The organism is Sphingomonas larreae, from assembly GCF_051400595.1.
Classification (GTDB): Bacteria; Pseudomonadota; Alphaproteobacteria; order Sphingomonadales; family Sphingomonadaceae; genus Sphingomonas.
Map to the genome: position 1 here is coordinate 238,675 of NZ_JBLFFI010000002.1, position 20,492 is coordinate 259,166.

The 20,492-nt window shown below is 68.2% G+C and carries 20 protein-coding genes; 5 read left to right on the top strand and 15 right to left on the bottom strand.

Annotation, left to right across the window (positions count from 1 at the left end; all coding sequences use genetic code 11):
• Nucleotides 1–158 precede the first annotated feature (158 nt).
• Nucleotides 159–2,342, bottom strand: coding sequence for an excinuclease ABC subunit UvrB (gene uvrB / locus ACMGDM_RS09360; protein WP_436803863.1), 2,184 nt, complete (start codon nt 2,340–2,342; stop codon nt 159–161).
• A 109-nt stretch (nt 2,343–2,451) separates the two neighbouring features.
• Between uvrB and ACMGDM_RS09365 the strand changes: the two genes are divergently transcribed.
• The 3 genes from ACMGDM_RS09365 (at nt 2,452) to ACMGDM_RS09375 (ending at nt 4,853) form a co-directional block, all read left to right on the top strand.
• Nucleotides 2,452–2,889: a hypothetical protein gene (locus tag ACMGDM_RS09365; RefSeq protein ID WP_436803864.1), complete on the top strand. Its 438-nt coding sequence runs from the start codon at nt 2,452–2,454 to the stop codon at nt 2,887–2,889.
• Between the two features lie 98 nt (nt 2,890–2,987).
• Nucleotides 2,988–3,818 (top strand): ferredoxin--NADP reductase, encoded by an 831-nt coding sequence (locus ACMGDM_RS09370; protein ID WP_436803865.1) that lies wholly within the window; start codon nt 2,988–2,990, stop codon nt 3,816–3,818.
• A gap of 264 nt (nt 3,819–4,082) precedes the next feature.
• Nucleotides 4,083–4,853, top strand: coding sequence for a class II aldolase/adducin family protein (locus ACMGDM_RS09375; RefSeq protein WP_436803866.1), 771 nt, complete (start codon nt 4,083–4,085; stop codon nt 4,851–4,853).
• Nucleotides 4,854–4,866: 13 nt separating this feature from the next.
• On the opposite strand, the gene uvsE is transcribed toward ACMGDM_RS09375, so the two are convergent.
• From uvsE to ACMGDM_RS09400, 5 genes are all read right to left on the bottom strand, one after another.
• Nucleotides 4,867–6,012 carry a UV DNA damage repair endonuclease UvsE gene (gene uvsE / locus ACMGDM_RS09380; protein WP_436803867.1) on the bottom strand — a complete coding sequence of 382 codons (1,146 nt, stop codon included), beginning with the start codon at nt 6,010–6,012 and terminating at the stop codon, nt 4,867–4,869.
• Between the two features lie 726 nt (nt 6,013–6,738).
• The gene (gene pnp, locus ACMGDM_RS09385) at nt 6,739–9,090 is read right to left on the bottom strand and encodes a polyribonucleotide nucleotidyltransferase (protein ID WP_436803868.1); all 2,352 of its coding nucleotides are present in this window, start codon (nt 9,088–9,090) and stop codon (nt 6,739–6,741) included.
• A gap of 204 nt (nt 9,091–9,294) precedes the next feature.
• On the bottom strand, nt 9,295–9,564 hold the full coding sequence (gene rpsO, locus ACMGDM_RS09390; protein WP_219753998.1) for a 30S ribosomal protein S15: 270 nt from the start codon (nt 9,562–9,564) through the stop codon (nt 9,295–9,297).
• A gap of 25 nt (nt 9,565–9,589) precedes the next feature.
• A complete protein-coding gene (gene truB / locus ACMGDM_RS09395) occupies nt 9,590–10,609 on the bottom strand; it encodes a tRNA pseudouridine(55) synthase TruB (RefSeq protein WP_436803869.1) in 1,020 nt (339 codons plus the stop codon).
• 4 nt (nt 10,610–10,613) lie between these two features.
• Nucleotides 10,614–11,306, bottom strand: coding sequence for a site-2 protease family protein (locus tag ACMGDM_RS09400; RefSeq protein ID WP_436803870.1), 693 nt, complete (start codon nt 11,304–11,306; stop codon nt 10,614–10,616).
• Between the two features lie 57 nt (nt 11,307–11,363).
• Here ACMGDM_RS09400 and ACMGDM_RS09405 point away from each other — a divergent pair, with 57 nt between their 5' ends.
• Complete coding sequence (locus ACMGDM_RS09405) at nt 11,364–11,888, top strand: P-loop nucleotide/nucleoside kinase family protein (RefSeq protein WP_436803871.1); 525 nt, start codon at nt 11,364–11,366, stop codon at nt 11,886–11,888.
• A 1-nt stretch (nt 11,889) separates the two neighbouring features.
• Here the strand turns inward: ACMGDM_RS09405 and ACMGDM_RS09410 are convergent, their stop codons facing one another.
• The 6 genes from ACMGDM_RS09410 to ACMGDM_RS09435 all read right to left on the bottom strand — a co-directional run bounded on the left by ACMGDM_RS09410 (nt 11,890) and on the right by ACMGDM_RS09435 (nt 17,264).
• Nucleotides 11,890–12,471: a thymidine kinase gene (locus ACMGDM_RS09410; protein ID WP_436803872.1), complete on the bottom strand. Its 582-nt coding sequence runs from the start codon at nt 12,469–12,471 to the stop codon at nt 11,890–11,892.
• The gene (locus ACMGDM_RS09415) at nt 12,471–12,866 is read right to left on the bottom strand and encodes a type II toxin-antitoxin system VapC family toxin (protein WP_436803873.1); all 396 of its coding nucleotides are present in this window, start codon (nt 12,864–12,866) and stop codon (nt 12,471–12,473) included. The genes ACMGDM_RS09410 and ACMGDM_RS09415 overlap by 1 nt, the downstream gene beginning before the upstream one ends.
• Entirely contained in the window at nt 12,863–13,138 is a 276-nt protein-coding gene (locus tag ACMGDM_RS09420; RefSeq protein ID WP_436803874.1) for an AbrB/MazE/SpoVT family DNA-binding domain-containing protein, read from the bottom strand. The genes ACMGDM_RS09415 and ACMGDM_RS09420 overlap by 4 nt, the downstream gene beginning before the upstream one ends.
• Before the next feature lie 31 nt (nt 13,139–13,169).
• Nucleotides 13,170–13,565, bottom strand: a complete 396-nt coding sequence (gene rbfA / locus ACMGDM_RS09425; RefSeq protein WP_436803875.1) for a 30S ribosome-binding factor RbfA — start codon at nt 13,563–13,565, stop codon at nt 13,170–13,172.
• A 196-nt stretch (nt 13,566–13,761) separates the two neighbouring features.
• Complete coding sequence (infB, locus tag ACMGDM_RS09430) at nt 13,762–16,560, bottom strand: translation initiation factor IF-2 (RefSeq protein ID WP_436803876.1); 2,799 nt, start codon at nt 16,558–16,560, stop codon at nt 13,762–13,764.
• Nucleotides 16,557–17,264 (bottom strand): DUF448 domain-containing protein, encoded by a 708-nt coding sequence (locus tag ACMGDM_RS09435; protein WP_436803877.1) that lies wholly within the window; start codon nt 17,262–17,264, stop codon nt 16,557–16,559. The genes infB and ACMGDM_RS09435 overlap by 4 nt, the downstream gene beginning before the upstream one ends.
• A 38-nt stretch (nt 17,265–17,302) precedes the next feature.
• Between ACMGDM_RS09435 and ACMGDM_RS09440 the strand changes: the two genes are divergently transcribed.
• The gene (locus tag ACMGDM_RS09440; protein WP_436803878.1) at nt 17,303–17,569 is read left to right on the top strand and encodes a GIY-YIG nuclease family protein; all 267 of its coding nucleotides are present in this window, start codon (nt 17,303–17,305) and stop codon (nt 17,567–17,569) included.
• A 199-nt stretch (nt 17,570–17,768) separates the two neighbouring features.
• Here ACMGDM_RS09440 and ACMGDM_RS09445 read toward each other — a convergent pair whose 3' ends face one another.
• From ACMGDM_RS09445 to rimP, 3 genes are read right to left on the bottom strand one after another with little or no spacing between them, the layout of a single operon-like run.
• Entirely contained in the window at nt 17,769–18,017 is a 249-nt protein-coding gene (locus ACMGDM_RS09445; protein ID WP_436803879.1) for a tautomerase family protein, read from the bottom strand.
• Nucleotides 18,017–19,669 carry a transcription termination factor NusA gene (gene nusA, locus ACMGDM_RS09450; RefSeq protein ID WP_436803880.1) on the bottom strand — a complete coding sequence of 551 codons (1,653 nt, stop codon included), beginning with the start codon at nt 19,667–19,669 and terminating at the stop codon, nt 18,017–18,019. Before nusA ends, ACMGDM_RS09445 begins: the two co-directional genes overlap by 1 nt.
• Nucleotides 19,669–20,253 (bottom strand): ribosome maturation protein RimP, encoded by a 585-nt coding sequence (gene rimP, locus ACMGDM_RS09455; protein WP_436803881.1) that lies wholly within the window; start codon nt 20,251–20,253, stop codon nt 19,669–19,671. Before rimP ends, nusA begins: the two co-directional genes overlap by 1 nt.
• Nucleotides 20,254–20,492: the final 239 nt, after the last annotated feature.

Genomic DNA, 20,492 nt, shown 5'->3' on the forward strand with positions numbered 1-20,492 from the left:
GAGCAGCGCTTCGAGTACAGGCGCCCCGGTGGATCCCGGACCAAGTCTGGGATGACGGAAGGTTTCTTGGTCGAATGTCCCGCTAAGCCGACGTGACGATGCTGGCTGACATCAGCCGAAGGATGGTCTTCCGCATCGCCGATCGATCAAGACAGACCTCACCTCTTACCGAACTTGCGCTGCGTCTTGCCGAAGCGGGTCTTGCGCGTGCCCGGCTTGCCCTCGTTAGAGCGGCCCATCAGCGGCGCCTTGTGCTGTTCCACCGGCAGCCCCAGCTCCTCCTGCTCCAGCTGGCGGATCTCGTCGCGCAGCCGGCCGGCCTCCTCGAACTCGAGGTCGGACGCGGCCTTGCGCATTTTCTTCTCGAGCTCCTCGATATAGGCGCGCAGATTGTGGCCGACCATGTGCGGCCGCTCGTCGTCGATCTCGACCGTGACCTGGTCCTTCGAGGCGACGTGCGCGATGATGTCGCCGATGTTGCGGCGGATCGTCGTCGGCGTGATGCCGTGCTCGCGGTTATACGCCTCCTGTTTCTCGCGGCGGCGCGCGGTCTCGTTCATCGCGCGCTCCATGCTGCCGGTGATCCGGTCGGCGTAGAGGATCACGCGCCCATCGACGTTGCGGGCGGCGCGGCCGATGGTCTGGATCAGCGATGTCTCGGAGCGAAGGAAGCCCTCCTTGTCGGCATCAAGGATCGCGACTAGCCCGCACTCGGGAATGTCGAGCCCCTCGCGCAGCAGGTTGATGCCGATGAGCACGTCATAGACGCCCAGCCGCAGGTCGCGGATCAGCTCGATGCGCTCCAGCGTCTCGACGTCGGAATGCATGTAGCGGACCTTGATCCCAGCCTCGTGCATATACTCGGTGAGATCCTCCGCCATCCGCTTGGTCAGCGTGGTGACGAGCGTGCGATAGCCCTTCTCGGTGGTGGCGCGGCACTCGACGATCAGGTCCTGTACCTGTTCCTCGACCGGCTTGATCTCCACCGGCGGGTCGATCAGCCCGGTCGGGCGGATTACCTGCTCGGCGAAGACGCCGCTGGCCTGCTCCATCTCCCAGCTGCCCGGGGTGGCCGAAACGCACACGGTCTGCGGGCGCATCGCGTCCCACTCGTTGAAGCGGAGCGGGCGGTTGTCGATCGCCGAGGGCAGGCGGAAGCCATACTCGGCCAACGTGATCTTGCGGCGATGGTCGCCGCGCGACATGCCGTTGATCTGGCCGATGGTCTGGTGGCTCTCGTCGACGAAGAGTAGCGCATTCTCGGGCAGATACTCGAACAATGTGGGCGGCGGCTCACCCGGCAGGCGGCCGGTCAGGAAGCGGCTGTAATTCTCAATGCCGTTGCAGCTGCCGGTCGCCGCGATCATCTCCAGATCGAAGTTCGTGCGCTGCTCCAGCCGCTGGCGCTCCAGCAGCTTGCCCTCGATCTCGAGTTCCTTGAGGCGCTCGGTCAACTCGTGGCGGATCGCCTCGGCGGCCTGCTTCATCGTCGGCCCGGGCGTGACATAGTGCGAGTTGGCATAGATCCGCACCGAATTGAGGCCGGCGTTTTTCTTGCCGGTGAGCGGATCGAATTCGACGATCTCCTCGATCTCGTCGCCGAAGAACGACACCCGCCACGCGCTGTCTTCATAGTGCGACGGAAAGATCTCGAGCGTGTCGCCCTTCACGCGGAAGTTGCCGCGCTGGAAGGCGGCATCGTTGCGCTTGTATTGCAGCGCGACCAGCTTGCGCACGATCTCGCGCTGATCGACGGTCTGACCCTTCTTGAGGTCGAAGATCATCGCCGAATAGGTCTCGACCGAGCCGATGCCGTACAGGCACGACACCGAGGCGACGATGATCACGTCGTCGCGCTCCAGCAGCGCACGGGTGGCCGAGTGGCGCATCCGGTCGATCGACTCGTTCACCGAGCTCTCTTTCTCGATGTACGTGTCCGACCGCGGCACATAGGCCTCGGGCTGGTAGTAATCGTAATAGCTGACGAAATACTCGACCGCATTCTCCGGGAAGAAGCTCTTGAACTCGCCGTAGAGCTGCGCCGCGAGGATCTTGTTGGGCGCGAGGATCAGCGCGGGGCGCTGCATCTCCTCGATCACCTTTGCCATGGTGAAGGTCTTGCCCGAGCCGGTGACGCCGAGCAGCACCTGATCGCGCTCGCCGGCCTTGGCGGCATCGACCAGTTCGCGGATCGCGGTCGGCTGGTCGCCCGAGGGCTGGTATTCGCTGACCAGCTTGAACGGTCGTCCGCCCTCGACCTTCTGCGGGCGGTTGGGGCGGTGCGGAACGAAGTCGGTGCCGGTCTCCGGCTCGGCAAGGGACGTGCGGATCTGGATCGCCATGGGCCTGATATGGGCGCGCGGCGTTGCCGGGGGAAGGGCGGGGGCTCATTCCCTTGCAAGCGAGGATCGATCGCGCTATTGCGAGGCAGTCGCAAGCTCGGGGGTTTCGATGTACCGCTTTCTCGACCGGCCGCTCAACCAGCTCGACGAGCATCTTCACTTCCTCGTCAGCGCGATGCGACACTGGACGCTGATCACCCGCCGTGGCGGGTGCGCGTGCCGCGTGCTTGCCCCTGCCTTCACCTGGCGCGGCGTCAACGTGGCGCTGCCGGATTTCGCCAATGCGATGGCGAGCTTGGACCGCGACGGCAAACGCTGGCTCCGCTTCGGCGATGCGGCCGCGCCGGCCGTCAGCGACGACGAGGCGGTGTTGCTTGCCCTGATCGACGCGGCAATGCGGGGAGAACGCGACGCGGTGCGGCGGATCGCAGCGACGCTCGTCACCGAGGCCGCGCTCGCGCGCACCATCGCGGCGGTGGAGTGGGTCGCGCTGCGCTTCCTGCAGGCGCCCTTGGTGCAGCGCGACGGCGCGTCCGGACAAGCCTGACGGCGGCGCTCCCAAGCGGCACTATGTTGACCCGTCGCGCCCGGCGCCATAATGCGCGCCATTCGCACGACATTCCCAGCTCCCAGACCGGATCGCCGATGACCGACCTCCGCGCGCCAGTGCTTATTCCTGAATCCACCGCCTTCCACAGCGTTGCGGTCACCTGGGTGCGGCACTGGAACGGGCATCTGTTCAGCTTTGCGGTCGAGCGTCCCGCCTCGTTCCGCTTCCGCTCGGGCGAGTTCGTGATGATCGGCCTGCCCGGGATCGCGGGCGACGACGGCAAGCCGGCCAAGCCGGTGATGCGCGCTTATTCAATCGCCAGCCCGGCCTGGGCGGAGGAGCTCGAGTTCCTCTCGATCAAGGTGCCCGAGGGGCCGTTGACCGGCCGGCTCCAGCAGATCGAGGCGGGTGACCAGGTCTATCTCGGCAAGAAGCCGACCGGCACTCTGGTGCTCGACGCTTTGCTCGGCGGACGGCGGCTGTTCCTGCTGTCGACCGGCACGGGGCTGGCGCCGTTCCTCAGCGTCGCGCGTGACCCGGACGTGTACGAGCGGTTCGACGAGGTGGTGGTGGTCCACGGCGTCCGCCGCGTCGACGATCTCGCCTGGCGTGAGATGCTCGAGGCGAAGCTGGCGGACGATCCGTTGGTGTCGGACCAGGCGGCCGCGCAGTTCCGCTATTTGCCGACGGTGACGCGCGAGGACTTTCCGGTGCAAGCGCGTATCCCTGCTCTGATCGAGGACGGGCGCCTGTTCGACGGGCTGGGCGGCGAGCCCAAGTTCGACCCCGAGAACGACCGCGTGATGCTGTGCGGCTCCACCGCGATGATCCGCGAGGTGGCGGCCATGCTCGAGCAGCGCGGGCTGGTCGAGGGCTCTAACGCCAATCCCGGCCAGTTCGTGATCGAGCGCGCCTTCGTCGACTGATCCTGCGGCTGTGGGGCCGGTCTGCGGCCACACGGTCGACCTGTCACTTGCGTCATCCCGGACGTGGTCCGGTATCGACCGTCCTGCATGTTCCTCGGACGACTTACTCGCGAACGGCTGGACTCCGGCTTTCGCCGGGGTGACGCCGATGGGCAGGTGATGACGGGTACATTTGGACGCCCATTCGTCCATCTGCCGACCAGCGCACGCTGGCGACTCCGCTATGCTTGCTCTACTCTCCCGTGAAAAGAGGGGAGAGAGGTGATGGCGACGTTCGCGTCGGTGGATACCCCGAGCTACGCGCCCGGCGAGTGGGAGGCGCGGGTCGACCTGGCCGCCGCTTATCGCTTGGTCGCGCTGTACGGCTGGGACGACCTCATCTTCACTCATCTCTCGGCGCGCGTACCCGGGCCCGAGCATCATTTCCTGATCAATCCCTATGACATGATGTTCGAGGAGATCACCGCCTCGACGCTGGTGAAGATCGACGTCGAGGGCCAGCCGGTCGGCGTCGCCTCCCACCCGGTCAACCCGGCGGGCTTCACGATCCACTCCGCCATTCACATGGCGCGTGAGGACGCCCATGCCGTGATGCATCTGCACACGCCTTATGGCCAGGCGGTGTCGGCGATGGCGTGCGGGCTGCTGCCGCATACCCAGACCGCGATGATCGCGCATCATGACGTTGCCTATCACGACTATGAGGGCATCGCGACCGACCTCGATGAGCGCGAGCGGCTGGTGGCGGATCTCGGCATCAAGAACACGATGATCCTGCGCCACCACGGCACGCTTGCGGTCGGCAACTCGGTCGCGGCCTGTTTCCTGCGGCTCTACTTCCTTGAGCGCGCGTGCCAGGCGCAGGTCCATATGCTGGCCGCCGGGCGCGACGGGCTCAATCCCCCGCCCGCCGGGGTGGAGGAGAAGGTGGCGCGACAGGCCAGCCCCGCCGGCCTGGGGATGGTGGCGCAGGCGCTCGCCTGGCCTGCGCTGCTGCGCAAGCTCGACCGGGTGAGCCCCGGATACCGGGAGTAGCGACCGACCATCATCACACCTCGCCTTCGTCCACGTCCGGCGTCTCGTCCGCTGCCGCCGCGCCGCTCTCCAGCGCGGCCTCGTCCGCCGCGAGCGCGTCGGCGTCGGCCGCGGTGATACCGAAGCGCGCCGCCACGTCGGGGGCGTAGCGCAGCAGGTCGGGGCGCAGCTTGAGCAGGCTGACGTCCTTGGCCTTGCCCTCCATCATCACGTCGAACACCAGCCCCTCGGCCATGCGCATGAAGGTGGCGAATTCGAACGGGTTGGTGAAATCGGCATGGCCGGTCCACACCGGCGGGCGCAGCACCGTCTTGACCCGTGCGCCCGCCTTCACCGGCGCCTTGACCAGCTCGCCCTTGCGCACCGTCTTGCCGCTGGCGCGCTGCTTGGCGGTGATCTTCTGCTTAACCTCGCGCATCTCGGTACGTGGCGACGAAAAATGGATCTTGGGGCGCACCCCGGCGGGCCAGGTTGCCAGGAAGCGTTCCAGCGTCTCGCGCATATCCAGCCCCTCGGGGTTGAGACACCAGAAGTGCTGATAGTCGAAGATCAGCCGCACGCCGGTGCGCTCGTGGATCCACAAGGCGTCGGCGGCGGAGAAGCGCAAATCGTCGTTTTCCAGCACAAGGCGCTGGCGGACATGCTCGGGGCAGCGCTCCCAACCCTTGATCCAGCGTGCGCGGCTGGCATCGTGGTCGTCATAGACGCCGCCGACATGCGTCACCATCACCGCTTCCTCGTCGAGCCCCATGCGATCGAGCATCTCCGCCTGCGACGACAGGTCCCAGATCGACTTGGCGGTGAGCGTGTCGTCGGGGCTGTTGAGCAGCACATATTGCGACGGGTGGAACGACAGCCGGATGCCGAGCGCGCGCGCCTTGGCGCCGAAGGCGGCGAGCTCGGCATCGCTCTCGCGCACCATGTCGTGGAACTGTGGCATGTCGGGGTGGGTGGCATAAGGCGCCAGGTCCGACGACAGCCGATACATGTCGAGCCGCTCGCTGGCGAGATAGTCGAGCACGCGGTCGACCTGCTCGAGCGAGCATTTGAGGTGCGGATTGGCCTGCCAGCGACGGGTGTCGCCGCTCTTGAGGCCGGGCTTGCCCATCACCTTGACCGGAAAGCCAAGGCGGAGCGGATGATCGGGGGCGGTAGGCATGGCGGGGTAACGCCGCCGGGCGGGCGCGGGTGCCCGACGAAAGTTCAATGAGTTGAGGGCAGGGCGCCCCGCGAATGTTGAGAATGTTGAGACGCGCGCGGGGTTCGTGTGCCGCGAACGTTGAGACACGGGTACGGGTGCGTCGTCAATGTTGAGGCGCCCGGGAGTGACGCAGGCGAACCGCGGCTCGGCGACCAGCGAGCGCCGGGGGTCGAGCGCGGTAGGAGCGGCGGCAAGTGACAGGCGCATGGCTCGCCTCTGCCCGATGATGTGATCCGTAGGACAGTATGCGGGCGCGTCTCCCCGCTCGGCTGCAAGGCAGGGCTATGGCATATCAGCCTGATCCACCTCGCCTGAACCGCCAGCGTGCTCCGGCGAACGCCAACAACCTTGCTGCCTGGGCTCTGGGCTTCCGCCTGCGCGGAAGCGCGCTTCAGCGTGGAGGAAACCGGCCTTCATGGCTGAGCGACCAGTCCGGAGCGCTCCGCCTTCCCGTTATCCCGGCCTCGAGCCGAGATCCAGCGACGGGTGACGAGCGCCCCGTTCTGGTCAGGTCGGGCCGGAGCCTGATCGATGGTTGCTCTTTCGAGAGTGCCGGGAAGGTCCTTCGGCCCCATGGCGACAGAGGCAGCGCCCGCTCCTCCAGCGACCGCGCCCCGGAACGCGAAACGGCCCCGGCATCGCTGCCGGGGCCGTCACTTGGTCACCCGATAATGAGGCGACCAATCAGTCGCGGTCGCCGGTCAGGAAGGCCGGGGCGAACGCGGGCGCGTCGCCCTCGTCGCCGCCTTCCTTGGCACCACCCTCGCTGCGCTCGCGGCGCGGGCCGCGGCCCTCGCGGCGCGGACCGCGGTCACCGCCACGATCGCCGCCGCGGTCACCACCGCGGCCGCCGTCACGCCCGCCGCCCTCGCGGCGCGGGCCACGATCGCTGCGCTCGCCGCGCGGCTCGCGCGCCGGACGGGTGTCCTCCAGCTCGGCGCCGGTCTCCTGGTCGACGACGCGCATCGACAGGCGGACCTTGCCGCGCGGGTCGATCTCGAGGACCTTGACCTTCACTTCCTGGCCCTCGGTGACGACGTCACCCGGCTTCTCGACACGCTCGTTCTTCATCTCGGAGACGTGGACGAGACCGTCCTTGCCGCCCATGAAGTTCACGAAGGCGCCGAAGTCGACGATGTTGACGACCTTGCCGTTGTAGATCTTGCCGACCTCGGCTTCCTCGACGATGCCCTTGATCCAGTTCATCGCCGCCTCGATCTGCGCGCCGTCCGACGAGCTGATCTTGATCACGCCCTCGTCGTCGATGTCGACCTTGGCGCCGGTGGTGGCGACGATCTCGCGGATCACCTTGCCGCCGGTCCCGATCACGTCGCGGATCTTCGACTTGTCGATCTGCATCGTCTCGATCCGCGGCGCGTGCGCCGACAGCTCGGTGCGCGTCTCACCCAGCGCCTTGTTCATCTCGGCGAGGATGTGCGCGCGGCCCTCCTTGGCCTGCGCCAGCGCGACCTTCATGATCTCCTCGGTGATGCCGGCGATCTTGATGTCCATCTGCAGGCTGGTGATGCCCTCGGACGTGCCCGCCACCTTGAAGTCCATGTCGCCGAGGTGATCCTCGTCGCCGAGGATGTCGCTGAGGACCGCATAGTCTTTGCCCTCGAGGATGAGGCCCATCGCGATGCCCGAGACCGGACGCTTGAGCGGCACGCCCGCGTCCATCAGCGCCAGCGAGCCGCCGCACACCGTCGCCATCGACGAGGAGCCGTTGCTCTCGGTGATGTCGCTGGTGACGCGGATCGTATAGGGGAACTCCTCCTTCGACGGCAGCACCGGGTGCAGCGCGCGCCACGCCAGCTTGCCATGGCCGATCTCGCGACGGCCCGGCGCGCCGAAGCGGCCCACTTCGCCGACCGAATAGGGCGGGAAGTTATAGTGCAGCATGAAGTGCTGGTACGACAGGCCGTTAAGCCCGTCGATCATCTGCTCGGCGTCGCGCGTGCCCAGCGTCGTGGTGGCGATCGTCTGGGTCTCGCCGCGGGTGAACAGCGCCGAGCCGTGCGCGCGCGGCAGGAAGTGCACCTCCGCGGCGATCGGACGCACCGTCTTGGTGTCGCGCCCGTCGATGCGGCGGCCGCTCTTGAGGATCGCGCCGCGGACGACATCGGCCTCGAGCTTCTTCACCAGCTTGAGCGTGCCGAGATACTGCGCCGGATCGCTCTCCTTGAGGTCCGCGAAGGCCTCGCGCGCCTTGGTGCGTGCGGCGTTGAGCGCGTTCTGCCGCGCCTGCTTGTCGGTCAGCTTGTAGGCGGCCTCGACGTCCTTGCCGATCGCCTTCTTCAGCTTGGCCATGGTCGCCGACTTGTCGTCGACCGGGGCGAGCTCCCACGGGTCCTTGGCCGACTGCTCGGCGAGGTCGATGATCGCGTCGATGATCTGCTGCGACGCCTTGTGCGCGAACATCACCGCGCCCAGCATCACCTCTTCCGACAGCTCCTTGGCCTCGGACTCGACCATCATCACCGCGTCGTGCGTGGCGGCGACGACCAGGTCGAGCTCGCCCTCGGCGACCTCGCCGTCGGTCGGGTTGAGCTGGTACTCGCCGTCCTTGTAGCCGACGCGCGCGCAGCCGATCGGGCCCATGAACGGCACGCCCGAGATGGTCAGCGCCGCCGAGGCCGCGACCATCGCGACGATGTCGGGCTCGTTCTCGCCGTCATACGAGAGCACCTGCGCGATGCAGTTGATCTCGTTGTAGAAGCCTTCCGGGAACAGCGGACGGATCGGGCGATCGATCAGGCGGCTGATGAGCGTCTCGCGCTCGGTCGCGCCGCGCTCGCGCTTGAAGAAGCCGCCCGGGATACGGCCGCTGGCGGAGAACTTCTCCTGATAATGGACGGTGAGCGGGAAGAAGTCCTGCCCCTCCTTGACGGTCTTGGCGGCGGTCACCGCGCAGAGCACGACCGTCTCGCCGAGCGTCGCGATCACGGCGCCGTCTGCCTGACGCGCGACGCGGCCGGTCTCCAGGGTCAGCGTCTTGCCGCCCCACTGGATTTCTACCTTCTTGGTATCGAACATATCATATCCTTCACTCCCCGGTGCGGATCACCGGGGGGCCTGCGAATGGGCCAGTAGCGGCCCAGGGAAGGGCGGACCTTATTGTCCGTCCTCCCGCGCCGGCTCCAGCGGACCGGCCGGGCGCTCCCGCGCCCCTGCTTGCTGGATCCCGGACCATGGTCCGGGATGACAAAAGGGGCGGACCTTGCGGACCGCCCCTTTATGTTACTTGCGAAGGCCGAGCTTCGCGATCAGGGCGACGTAGCGGTCGCCGTCGCGCTTGCGGAGATAGTCGAGCAGCGAGCGCCGCTTGTTGACCATCATCAGCAGGCCGCGGCGGGAATGGTTGTCCTTCGCGTGGCCCTTGAAGTGCTCGGTCAGATTCTTGATCCGCTCGGTCAGGATCGCGACCTGGACCTCAACCGACCCGGTGTCGCCATCGGCGCGGGCGTGATCCTTGATGACTTCCTGGCGGCGTTCAGCGGTGATCGTCATTTAATTTCCTAGCGACATCGATGCGTTACAGGTTGAAGCCGCGGACGACGCGGGCGAGCCCGCTTTCCACCTCGACCAGCGCGACGGGTGTTCCACCCAGCAGCGCGACGGCCTGGCCGTCATCGGCGGCGATCCCGGCCAGCACTCGCCCCTGACGGAGCGCCCCTGCCTGGTCGGGAGTGAGCGAGAGAGCCGGGATGTCGTCCAGCCCCGCGCCCAGCGGCAGAAGGGAGTGTTCAAGACCGCGCGCCTTAGCGAGTTCGTCGAGTTTGTCCAGCGATATCGCCTCGGCGAGCGTGAACGGGCCGGCCTTGGTGCGGCGCAGGTAGGTGACATGGCCGACCGTGCCGAGCGCCAGCGCGATGTCGCGTGCCAGGCTGCGGATGTAGGTGCCCTTAGAGACATGGGCGGTGAGGGTGATCTGGTCGAGAGGGGCAGTGTCGTCCCTTCCGCCGTCATCCTGAACTTGTTTCAGGATCCACCCGTCGGCGCGCACCTCGGCCGCTGGATCTGCCGCGCCGTGGATCCCGAAACGAGTTCGGGATGACGGCGGGGACGGAATGAGCGTGTCGGGCTCAGCGGGCGCCAATCCATGCACCGTCACGTCGCGCGTCGCGAGCACCACCTCCTCGCCCGCGCGTGCGAGGTCATACGCCCGCGCGCCGTCCACCTTGAGCGCCGAATAGGCCGGCGGCACCTGCGCGATCGGACCGGTGAAGCGCGGCAGCACCGCCTCCACCTGCGCCAGCGTAGGACGCACGTCGCTCGTCGCGATCACCTTGCCCTCGGCGTCGAGCGTCTCGGTCTGCTCGCCGAAGCGGATCGTGAAGTCGTAGACCTTGTCGCCGTCGAGCATCCGCCCGGCGAGCTTGGTCGCCTCGCCGATCGCGATCGGCAGCACGCCGGTGGCGAGCGGGTCAAGCGTGCCGCCGTGCCCTACCTTCAGCTTGGGCGCTCCCGCGGTGCGCAGCGCGCGCTTCACCGCGGAAACACCCTGGGTCGACCCCAGCCCGAGCGGCTTGTCGAGGATCAGCCAGCCGTGCACGCGCTCAGCCCGCGATCGACTGGGCGAGGCCGAGATACCATTCGGTCAAAGCCTGCGCAGGCGGCGCGACCAGCCGCTGGACGATGTTGGCGCCGGGCACGATCGACGGCAGCACCAGCAGCAGCAGGATGAAGAGCAGCAGCCCGTAGCGCGCAAGCTGGTCCCAGCGCTGCGCCAGCCGCTCGGGCAGCAGCCCGGCGACGACATGCCCGCCATCGAACGGCGGCAGCGGGATCAGGTTGAAGATCGCGAGGAAGACGTTGATGATCACGAAGTTGAGCAGATTGGCCGCGACGAAGGCGGTGAGGCTGCCGGGCGCGATGCCATAGAGGCTGGGGGTCAGCGCGCCGAGCAGCACCGCGCCGACCAAGGCGAGCACGAGGTTCGATCCCGGCCCGGCGAGCGCCACCAGCATCATGTCGCGCCGCGGATGGGGCAGGCGACGCGCGTCGACCGGCACCGGCTTGGCCCAGCCGAACACCGGCGCCTTCGCGAGCGCGAGCAGCAGCGGCAGGATCACCGTGCCGACCGGGTCGACGTGGCGCAACGGGTTGAGCGACAGCCGGCGCTGCTCGGCGGCGGTGGGGTCGCCGAGCGCGCGCGCGGCGAGCCCGTGGCTCACCTCGTGGAAGACGATCGCGAGCACCAGCGGGATGATCCACACTGCCGCCCGCCAGATGATGCCGGTGGGGTCCATGAAGCGCGAGATAGGCGAGGGCGCGCGGTTCGGCTAGGTGGCGGCGTCCGCGCCCTTGTGACGATCTGTTCGCCGTGTTCTGCTCGGGCGATGTCCTCGCCACCTATCGCGCATCTGCTTCACGGATTTCTCGGCGTCGGCAAGACGACGTTCGCAAGGCGGCTCGAACAGCAGCGACGCGCGATCCGGTTCACGCACGACGAGTGGGTGGAGACGCTGTTCGGCCGCGATCCTCCAGCCGATCACTTCGCCGGTATGTCGGCCCGCGTGAGCGCTGTCATGGAGGGTACGTGGACCCGCTGCTTGCAGGTGGGAACAAGCGTCGTCCTCGATCTTGGCTTTTGGACGGGGGCCGATCGTTTCGCGGCCATGCGGCTCGCGCGCGAGTACGGGGGCACGGCGGTGCTGTATCGGCTCGACTGTCCCGACGACGTTGCGATGGAGCGGATCGAACGACGGAATCGCAGCGACGCCGCCGGGCTCTATGTCTCACCGGCAACCTATCGCATGCTGCGCGCCAACTTCGAGCCGCTAGGCGAGGACGAGCCATGTATCGAGGTTGCGCCCAACTGTGACTGGTGAGTCACCCCTTCGCCAGTGCCGCGCTGAAATGGCGGCGGCACAGCGCGACATAGCGGTCGTTGCCACCAATCTCGGTCTGGCGCCCAGCGCTGACGGGGTGACCGTCGGCGTCGACGCGCAGGTTCATCGTCGCCTTGCGCCCGCACGCGCACACCGACTTGATCTCCTCCAGCGAGTCCGCCAGCGCGAGCAGCCGTGCCGAGCCGGCGAAGAGCTGGCCGAGGAAGTCGGTGCGCAGGCCGTAGGCGAGCACGGGCACGTCCTCGACGTCGGCGAGCCAGGCGAGCTGGTCGACCTGCGCCGCGGTGAGGAACTGCGCCTCGTCCACCAGCACGCACGCCAGCGGCGCGCGCGCGTGCTCGGCCGCGACCAGCGCGGCGAGGTCGGTCGCGGCGTCGAACATCGTCGCCGGCGCGGCGAGGCCGATCCGCGAGGTGATCGTGCCCGCGGCGAAGCGATCGTCCACCGCGGCGGTGAACAGCATCGTGCGCATGCCGCGCTCGCGATAGTTGAAGTCGGCCTGGAGCAGGTTGGTCGACTTCCCCGCGTTCATGCTGGCATAGTAGAAATACAGCTTGGCCATCAGGCGAGCGTCTCGATCGCGAGCGGCGCGTCGGTGCCGGCGTGGCGCGCGAGGCGGCGGTCGAAGGTGACGAAGCGTGTGGCTTCCGCCGGTACGACGAGGTGGATCATGTCGGCGAAATCGGCGCCCAAGCGATATCGCCCGATGGCCCAGCGCACGCCGTCCTCGTGCTCGAGTGTCACCGTCGTGGTCTCCGCGATTTGCTCGAGGAGGGTGGCGATGGTGTCGCGCCGCATCGCGTACCGTCGTCCGCGCAAGACCCACTCGGTCTCCAGCAAGACCGTCGTGGTGATGACGACAGGCTTGTCGAAGATCGGATCGGCGAGCGCGGCCTGTACCGGATCGTCGCGCGTGATCCACCGCAGCACCACGTTCGTGTCGACCGCGGTGGTCACCAGCGCTCGGCTCGACGGGCGACCTCCTCGGCGATCGCCTCGTCCATCTCCTCGAGCGTGACTGGCGGACCCTGATGCTGGTAGATCTCCTTGAAGCGCGCCACCGCCTCTGACGGCGTCAGCGTCTTGATCCGACGGCGCGGCCGCAGCAGCACACCGTCGCCGGCGTCGACTACCTCCAGGTCGAGCCCCGGGGCCCAGCCTTTCAGGTCACGGATCGCCTTGGGGACGACGACCTGGCCCTTATCCGAAAGTCGCGTGATCGCGTTCATGCCGGTAAGATGGGTCTTACCGGTGAGAGCGTCAATCGTCCTCGCCCTCCGCCGGCAGGTCGCGCGCCACCTCGGGGCGGCGCAGCAGCGAGTCGATGTGGCTGCCCTCGTCGAAGCTCTCGTCCGCCAGGAACTTGAGCTTGGCTGCATATTTCGTCCGCACGCGATGTGCGACCTCGCGCTGGAGATAGGCGGTGTTGGTGCGCAGCGCCTTGAGCACCGCTTCCTCGTCGCGCCCTAGCAGCGGCTTCACGAACACCGTGGCATGGCGCAGGTCGGGCGACATCCGCACCTCGGTGATGCTCACCATGTGCGAGGCCAGCGTGTCGTCATGCACGTCGCCACGCTGGAGGATCTCCGACAGCACGTGACGCACCTGCTCGCCGACGCGCAGCGTGCGAACGGATTTCTCCTGAGGCTGGTTCATTCTCGTTCGTGTCCCCTTCGCGAGGAAGATCGGCAGCGAGCGCGTTCGCGCGTCGATATAGCGTCATCCCGGACTTGCTCCGGGATCCAACGCCCCGCGAACGCCACGATGTGGTGCGTGCGGACGATGGATCCGGCGCAAGGCCGGGATGACGAGATGCTTGCGACGGGCCTCCGGGGGAGACCGGCGCAGCGGCTTACAGCGTGCGCTCGCGCAGCTCGACCTCGTACGTCTCGAGATAGTCGCCGGCCTTGATGTCGACGAAGTTCTGCGAGAACGTCACACCGCACTCCAGGCCCGCGCGCACCTCTGCGACATCGTCCTTGAAGCGGCGCAGCGACGCGATCTCACCCTGATAGATGATGACGTCGTTGCGCGTGATGCGCGCCTTGAGCGCCTTGCGGATGATACCCTCGGTGACGAGCAGACCCGCCGCCTTGCCGTGCTTGCCCGCGGAGAAGACCTCACGGATCTCGGCGCGGCCGACCACCGTCTCGAATGCCTCCGGCCCGAGCTCGCCCGCCATGCCGGCACGGATCTCGTCGATCAGGTCGTAGATGACGTCATAGTACTTCAACGCCACCTTCTGCCGCTCGGCGATCTCGCGCGCCTTGGCATTGGCGCGGACGTGGAAGCCGATAATCGGCGCCCCCGATGCCCCTGCCAGCGTCACGTCGCTCTCGGTGATCCCGCCCACGCCCGAGTGGAGCACCCGCGCCTTGATGAGATCGGTCGAGATCTTGTTGATCGACGCGACGATCGCCTCGACCGTGCCCTGCGTATCGGCCTTCACCACGAGCGGATATTCGATCGCGGCATTGGCGCGCAGTGCCGAGAACATGTTCTCGAGGCTGGTCGGCGCCGCCGTGGTGCGCTTTTGGAGCAACACGCTCTGGCGATACTCGGCGACCTCGCGCGCACGCGCCTCGTTCTCGACCACCTGGAGCTGGTCGCCCGCCGACGGCGTGCCCGACAGACCGAGCACCTCCACCGGCATCGACGGACCCGCCTGCTTGAGCTGGCGCCCCTTGTCGTCGACCAGCGCGCGGACCTTGCCGCTCTCGGCGCCGACGACGAAGACGTCGCCCACCTTGAGCGTGCCGCGCGTGACGAGCACCGTGGCAACCGGGCCACGACCCTTGTCGAGCTTCGCCTCAATCACGCTGCCCTCGGCGGCGCGATCGGGGTTGGCGGTGAGATCCAGCAGCTCGGCCTGGAGCTGGATCTTCTCGATCAGCTCGTCGAGTCCGGTCTTCTTGAGCGCGGACACCTCGACGTCCTGCGTCTCGCCGCCCATCATCTCGACCTGGACGTCATGCTCGAGCAGACGCTCGCGCACGCGCTGCGGATTGGCATCGTGCTTGTCGATCTTGTTGATCGCCACGATCATCGGCTTGCCCGCCGCCTTGGTGTGGTTGATCGCCTCGATCGTCTGCGGCATCAGCCCGTCGTCCGCGGCGACCACCAGCACCACGATGTCGGTCACGTCCGCGCCGCGCGCGCGCATCGCGGTAAAGGCCTCGTGGCCCGGCGTGTCGAGGAAGGTGATCTTCGACTTGTCCTTCAGCGTCACCTGATAGGCGCCGATATGCTGCGTGATGCCACCCGACTCACCCTTGGCGACGTCGGTGCCACGCAGCGCGTCGAGCAGGCTGGTCTTGCCGTGGTCGACATGGCCCATGATCGTGACGACTGGGGGACGCGGCTGGAGCTGGTCCCCCGAATCCTCAGTGGTGTCGAGCGCGAGGTCGACGTCCGAATCGGAGACGCGCACGATGTTGTGGCCGAATTCGGTCACCAGCAGCTCGGCGGTGTCCTGATCGATCGTCTGCGTCATGGTGACGGGCATGCCCATCTTGAACAGCGTCTTGACCAGGTCGGCGCCGCGCTCCGCCATGCGGTTGGCGAGCTCCTGCACGGTGATCGCCTCGGGCACCTGCACGTCGCGGACCTGCTTGGCCTGCGGCTCGCGCGGGCCGGAGAAGCCACGCCGCTCCTTCTCGCGCGCGCGCTTCAGCGCGGCGAGGCTGCGCGCGCGCGCGCCGTCCTCGTTGAGCGCGCGAGTGACCGTCAGCTTGCCGCCGCGGCGCTCGTCGCCCTTGCGATCACGCTGCTGTGGACGCGCGGCCGGTGCGGCGTTGCGCGGGGTGGCCTGACCGCTCGGCAGGCTGCGCGGTGCGCCGCCGGCCGGGCCGCCGCTCGCCGCCGGGGCGGCGCTAGCGGTCGGAGCCGGCGCGGGCTTCGGCTCGGGCTTGGGCTGCGGCTTCGGGATCTCCGGGCGCGCCACCGGCGAGAAGCGCCGCGGCGCCGGCATCGCGGGGTCGCGCGCGAGCTCCAGCACCGGTGGGGGCGGGGCCGCAGGCGGGGGCGCCGCGGGGGCCGGGGCCGGCGTCGGACGTGGTGCCGGAGTCGCGGCCGCAACCGGCTCGGGCTGCGGCGTCGGCGCGGCCACCTCCGGAGCCGGAGACGCGGGCGCGCTCGGTGCCGCCTCCACGGGCGCGGGGGCGGGAGCCGGAGTCGGCTCGGGTGCCGGGCTCGGCTCGGGCGTGGGGGCCGGCGCGGCAGCGGCGGCGCGCGCCTCGGCCTCGGCGCGGGCGCGCTCCTCGACGCGACGACGCTCCTCTTCGGCCGCGCGCTGGCGCTCGGCCTCCTCACGACGACGCGCTTCCTCCAGCGCATGCATGCGCTGGTCCTCGGCCTCACGCAGCAGGCGCGCCTGGCGCTCCTGCGCGGTCTCGTTCGAGACCGGCGGACGCGGGGCGGGCCGCTCGGGCGCGGGCGGCGGGGTCGCCGCGACCGGCTCAGGCGCGGGCGCCGGCGTGGTCTCGGGCGTTCCCTGCGGACCGAGCACGCGGCGACGCTTCACCTCGACCACCACCGTATTGCTACGGCCGTGGCTGAAGCTCTGCTTCACCTTGCCGGTCTCGACTGTGCGCTTCAGCCCCAACGGCGCGCGCATCCCGAGTTTCGGCTTGTCGTTGTCGGTCTCGCTCACTCAAATTCCTCGTGCATTCTCACGGCCGAAGCGGGCCCGGCGATGCCGGGCGCCGATGCGCCTTGCGCGGCCGTAGCGCAAGGTGCGGGGGTCAGTTCAGGGCCGATAAAGTGCAGCCAGCGGTCGAGCGCTTCGCCCAATCGTCCGGCCGCGGTGCGGTCAATGACGCCGATATGTACCACATTCTCGCGGCCCAGCGCCAACGACAATATGGGGCGCCCGACCGGCAACGCCAAGCCCTTGAGGTCACTTCCTTCGCGATCGCTGCCGACGCGCCACGCCTGCGCCAGCTTGCGGCAGCCATCGTCGCGCGCGTCAGCCGCATGATAGAGCGCGTGGAGCTTGCCCGCGCGCGCCGCGGTCTCGATCCGCTCGGCGCCCGTAGCGATCGTGCCGGCACGCGCCTCGAGCCCGAGTCGGTCGAGCGCGTTTCGCTCCAGCGCGGTGGCGATCAGGTCCGGCAGATCGTCCGGGATGGTGAGGTCGCCGGACTTGAACGCGCGCGCGAGCGCACCGCGGAGCTTGCCCTTGGCGATCGCCTGTTCGAGCTCGGGACGCGCGACCCCGATCCACGCACCCCGCCCGGGCGCCTTGGCGCGGACGTCGGGCAGCACGCGCCCGTCCGGCGCGAGTGCGAGGCGGATGAGCCGCGCCGGGTCGGCACGCTCGCGCGTGAGGATGCAGGAGCGGACGGGGTCGCTCATGCGCGCGCGTCTCCCATAATGGAGCGGGAGGGTCGCCGATGCGCGAACGCGTGCCCGGCGTGTACCTGCGGGCGAGTGCGCCTCATGGCACCATGTACGTCGGCGTTACGGCGGACTTGGCGGCGCGGATGACACAGCATCGTGAAGGCACCGCTGACGGCTTCACCAAGAGACACGGGATCACGCGGCTCGTCTGGTACGAGACAGCTGCGACGATGGTCGACGCGATCGCCGCCGAGAAGCGCATCAAACGATGGCCCCGGCTGTGGAAGTTCAATCTCGTTGAGCGCGACAATCCGCATTGAGATGATCTGGCGATCGGTCTGGGGCTGCCACGGCTGCGAGGGTGAGAGTTGGTCCGGCCAACTCCACCCGTCACTCCGGACTTGTTCCGGGGCCCACTCGTCCGCGTGCGTCATGGCTGGCGAGCGCGCGGCACGGTGGATCCCGGCACAAGGCCGGGATGACGGGTGAGCCAGCGACTGCGCGAGACCGCCTAGGGTCTCATTGCCCGGGTGCCGCATGCGCGTCTCCCTGGCTGGAAGAGACGGCACCCGTCGTGCCCGCGTCGCGGTCGGCGAGCAATTGCCCGCCGGCGCCGTAATTCTCGGTCGACACTTCCTCGATCACGATCTGCACCGCAGCCGGGTTCTTGCCCAGCCGCGTCACCAGCGAGGACGTGACATCAGCCACGATCCCCGCCTTCTGCTCGCGCGTCGCGCTGCCCGCCAATCGGATCGAGACGAACGGCATCAGGCCTGCGTCTCCTGCTCGGCATTCTCCTCACCGGCGCTGTCCGCGTCGGCCGTCTCGCCGCCTTCGTCCTCGAACCAGTGCGCGCGCGCGGCCATGATGATCTCATTGCCCTGCTCGTCGCTCAGACCATATTCGCCGAGCACGCCGCCGTTGCCGCGGCCGTCGTTGCGCGAGTCACGCCGCGGCGCGTCGTCGTTGCGGCGGCGCGGCTCGGCGCGCTTCTTCTCGACCAGCTCGTCGGTGGCGAGATCCGCCAGATCGTCGAGCGTCTTGATGCCGGCCTTGCCGAGCGTGACCAACATCGCCTCGGTGAGATACGGCAGCTCGGCCAGCGCGTCCTCGACGCCCAAGGCGCGGCGCTCCTCGCGCGCGGCCTGCTCGCGGCGGTCGAGCGCCTCCTGCGCGCGGCTCTGCAACTCCTGCGCCAGATCCTCGTCGAAGCCCTCGATCCCGGCGAGCTCATCGAGCTCGACATAGGCGACCTCTTCCAGCGCGCCAAAGCCCTCGGCCACCAGCAGCTGCGCCAGCGTCTCGTCGACGTCGAGCTCGTTCTGGAACAGCTCGGAATTCTTCACGAACTCCTGCTGGCGCTTCTCGCTGGCGTCGGTCTCGGTGAGGATGTCGATCGCCTTGGCGGTGAGCTGCGAGGCAAGGCGCACGTTCTGGCCGCGGCGGCCGATCGCGAGGCTCAGCTGATCGTCGGGGACGACCACCTCGATGCGATCCTCTTCCTCGTCGATCACCACGCGCGCGACATTGGCCGGCTGCAGCGCGTTGACGACGAAGGTGGCGGTATCGGGCGACCAGGGAATGATGTCGATCTTCTCGCCCTGCATCTCCTGCACCACCGCCTGGACGCGGCTGCCCTTCATGCCGACGCAGGCGCCGACCGGGTCGATGCTGGAATCGTGCGAGATCACGCCGATCTTGGCGCGGCTGCCCGGATCGCGCGCGGCCGCCTTGATCTCGATGATACCGTCGTAGATTTCGGGCACTTCCTGCGCGAACAGCTTCTTCATGAAATCGGGGTGCGCGCGGCTGAGGAAGATCTGCGGCCCGCGGTTCTCGCGCACCACCTTGAGGATCAGCGAGCGGATGCGGTCGTTGACTCGCACCACCTCGCGCGGAATTTGCGCGTCACGGCGGATCACGCCCTCGGCGCGGCCGAGATCGACGACGATATGGCCGAACTCGACCCGCTTGACGACGCCGGTGATGATCTCGCCGGCGCGGTCCTTGAACTCTTCGTACTGACGCTCGCGCTCGGCGTCGCGCACCTTCTGGAAGATCGTCTGCTTCGCGGCCTGCGCCTGGATGCGGCCGAATTCGATCGGAGGCAGCGGGTCGACCAGATAGTCGCCGACGCTCGCGCCCGGCTGCAGCTTCTGCGCGCCGGCGACATCCACCTGCTTGTAGATGTCGTCGACCAGCTCCACCACCTCGACGACGCGCCACAGCCGCAGGTCGCCGTTGTTGGGATCGAGCTTGGCGCGGATGTCCATCTCCTGGCCGTAGCGGGTGCGCGCGGCGCGCTGGATCGCGTCCTCCATCGCCTCGATGACGATCGCCTTGTCGATCATCTTCTCCGACGCGACCGAGTTGGCGATCGCGATCAGCTCGGCACGGTTGGCGGTGACCCCGGTGGCCATCAGTTCGATTCCTCTTCTTCCACGCTGTCCGCGTCAGCGGACAAGTCTTCTATCTCTTCGTCGGCGCCCTCCATCGAGAGCGGCACGGTTGCGGCGATCAGCCGGTCGGTGAGCACCAGCTTGGCGTCGGCGATCAGGGCGAACGGCACGCGCGCCAGCTCGTGCGTGCGGGAATGACGGATGGCGATCTGGCCATCGGCATCGATGCCTTCCAGATCGCCCTTGAACTGCTTCTGCCCGTCGACCGGCTCGGTGAGCACGATGCGTGCCTCATGACCCGCCCAATCGGTGAAATCCTGACGGCGCGTCAGCGGCCGGTCGATCCCGGGCGACGACACTTCGAGCCGGTACGCGCCCTCGATCGGATCGCGCCCCTCGGCCTCGAGCTGATCGAGCATGTCGGAGAGCCGGCGCGACAGCTCGGCGCAATCGTCGATGGTGAGCTGGCGCGTGTCGGGGCGCTCGGCCATCACCTGGAGCGTGCGCTCATCGCCCTTGCCGAACAGCCGCACGCGCACCAGCGCGAAGCCGAGCGCCTGGGCCTCGGGCTCGATCAGTCGTTGAAGGGCGTCGTTATCGCTCAAGTGCACCTGCCGGACATGCGTTGGTCGCCGCCGCGGAGCGAGCCCCGCAGCCCCTTGCACCTCGCGATGTAAGAGAAAGCACGGCGGATATAGCGCCGTCGTCGCCACGTCGCAAGCGCGAGGGTGAGCGTCGAATCATTTAGCGCAACGGGCGCCGTGGCGCCGCGCGTCCGTGCGCCGCTTGCCTGGTCGCGCGCCCGCCTTGACCTTGACGCTGCACTGCACCATCGCCAGCTGTA

Coding starts and splice junctions, on each gene's coding strand:
- uvrB (WP_436803863.1), bottom strand. CDS start 2,342: ATGGCGATCCAGATCCGCACGTCCCTTGCCGAGCCGGAGACCGGCACC.
- ACMGDM_RS09365 (WP_436803864.1), top strand. CDS start 2,452: ATGTACCGCTTTCTCGACCGGCCGCTCAACCAGCTCGACGAGCATCTT.
- ACMGDM_RS09370 (WP_436803865.1), top strand. CDS start 2,988: ATGACCGACCTCCGCGCGCCAGTGCTTATTCCTGAATCCACCGCCTTC.
- ACMGDM_RS09375 (WP_436803866.1), top strand. CDS start 4,083: ATGGCGACGTTCGCGTCGGTGGATACCCCGAGCTACGCGCCCGGCGAG.
- uvsE (WP_436803867.1), bottom strand. CDS start 6,012: ATGCCTACCGCCCCCGATCATCCGCTCCGCCTTGGCTTTCCGGTCAAG.
- pnp (WP_436803868.1), bottom strand. CDS start 9,090: ATGTTCGATACCAAGAAGGTAGAAATCCAGTGGGGCGGCAAGACGCTG.
- rpsO (WP_219753998.1), bottom strand. CDS start 9,564: ATGACGATCACCGCTGAACGCCGCCAGGAAGTCATCAAGGATCACGCC.
- ACMGDM_RS09400 (WP_436803870.1), bottom strand. CDS start 11,306: ATGGACCCCACCGGCATCATCTGGCGGGCGGCAGTGTGGATCATCCCG.
- ACMGDM_RS09410 (WP_436803872.1), bottom strand. CDS start 12,471: ATGGCCAAGCTGTATTTCTACTATGCCAGCATGAACGCGGGGAAGTCG.
- ACMGDM_RS09420 (WP_436803874.1), bottom strand. CDS start 13,138: ATGAACGCGATCACGCGACTTTCGGATAAGGGCCAGGTCGTCGTCCCC.
- rbfA (WP_436803875.1), bottom strand. CDS start 13,565: ATGAACCAGCCTCAGGAGAAATCCGTTCGCACGCTGCGCGTCGGCGAG.
- ACMGDM_RS09435 (WP_436803877.1), bottom strand. CDS start 17,264: ATGAGCGACCCCGTCCGCTCCTGCATCCTCACGCGCGAGCGTGCCGAC.
- ACMGDM_RS09440 (WP_436803878.1), top strand. CDS start 17,303: ATGCGCGAACGCGTGCCCGGCGTGTACCTGCGGGCGAGTGCGCCTCAT.
- ACMGDM_RS09445 (WP_436803879.1), bottom strand. CDS start 18,017: ATGCCGTTCGTCTCGATCCGATTGGCGGGCAGCGCGACGCGCGAGCAG.
- nusA (WP_436803880.1), bottom strand. CDS start 19,669: ATGGCCACCGGGGTCACCGCCAACCGTGCCGAGCTGATCGCGATCGCC.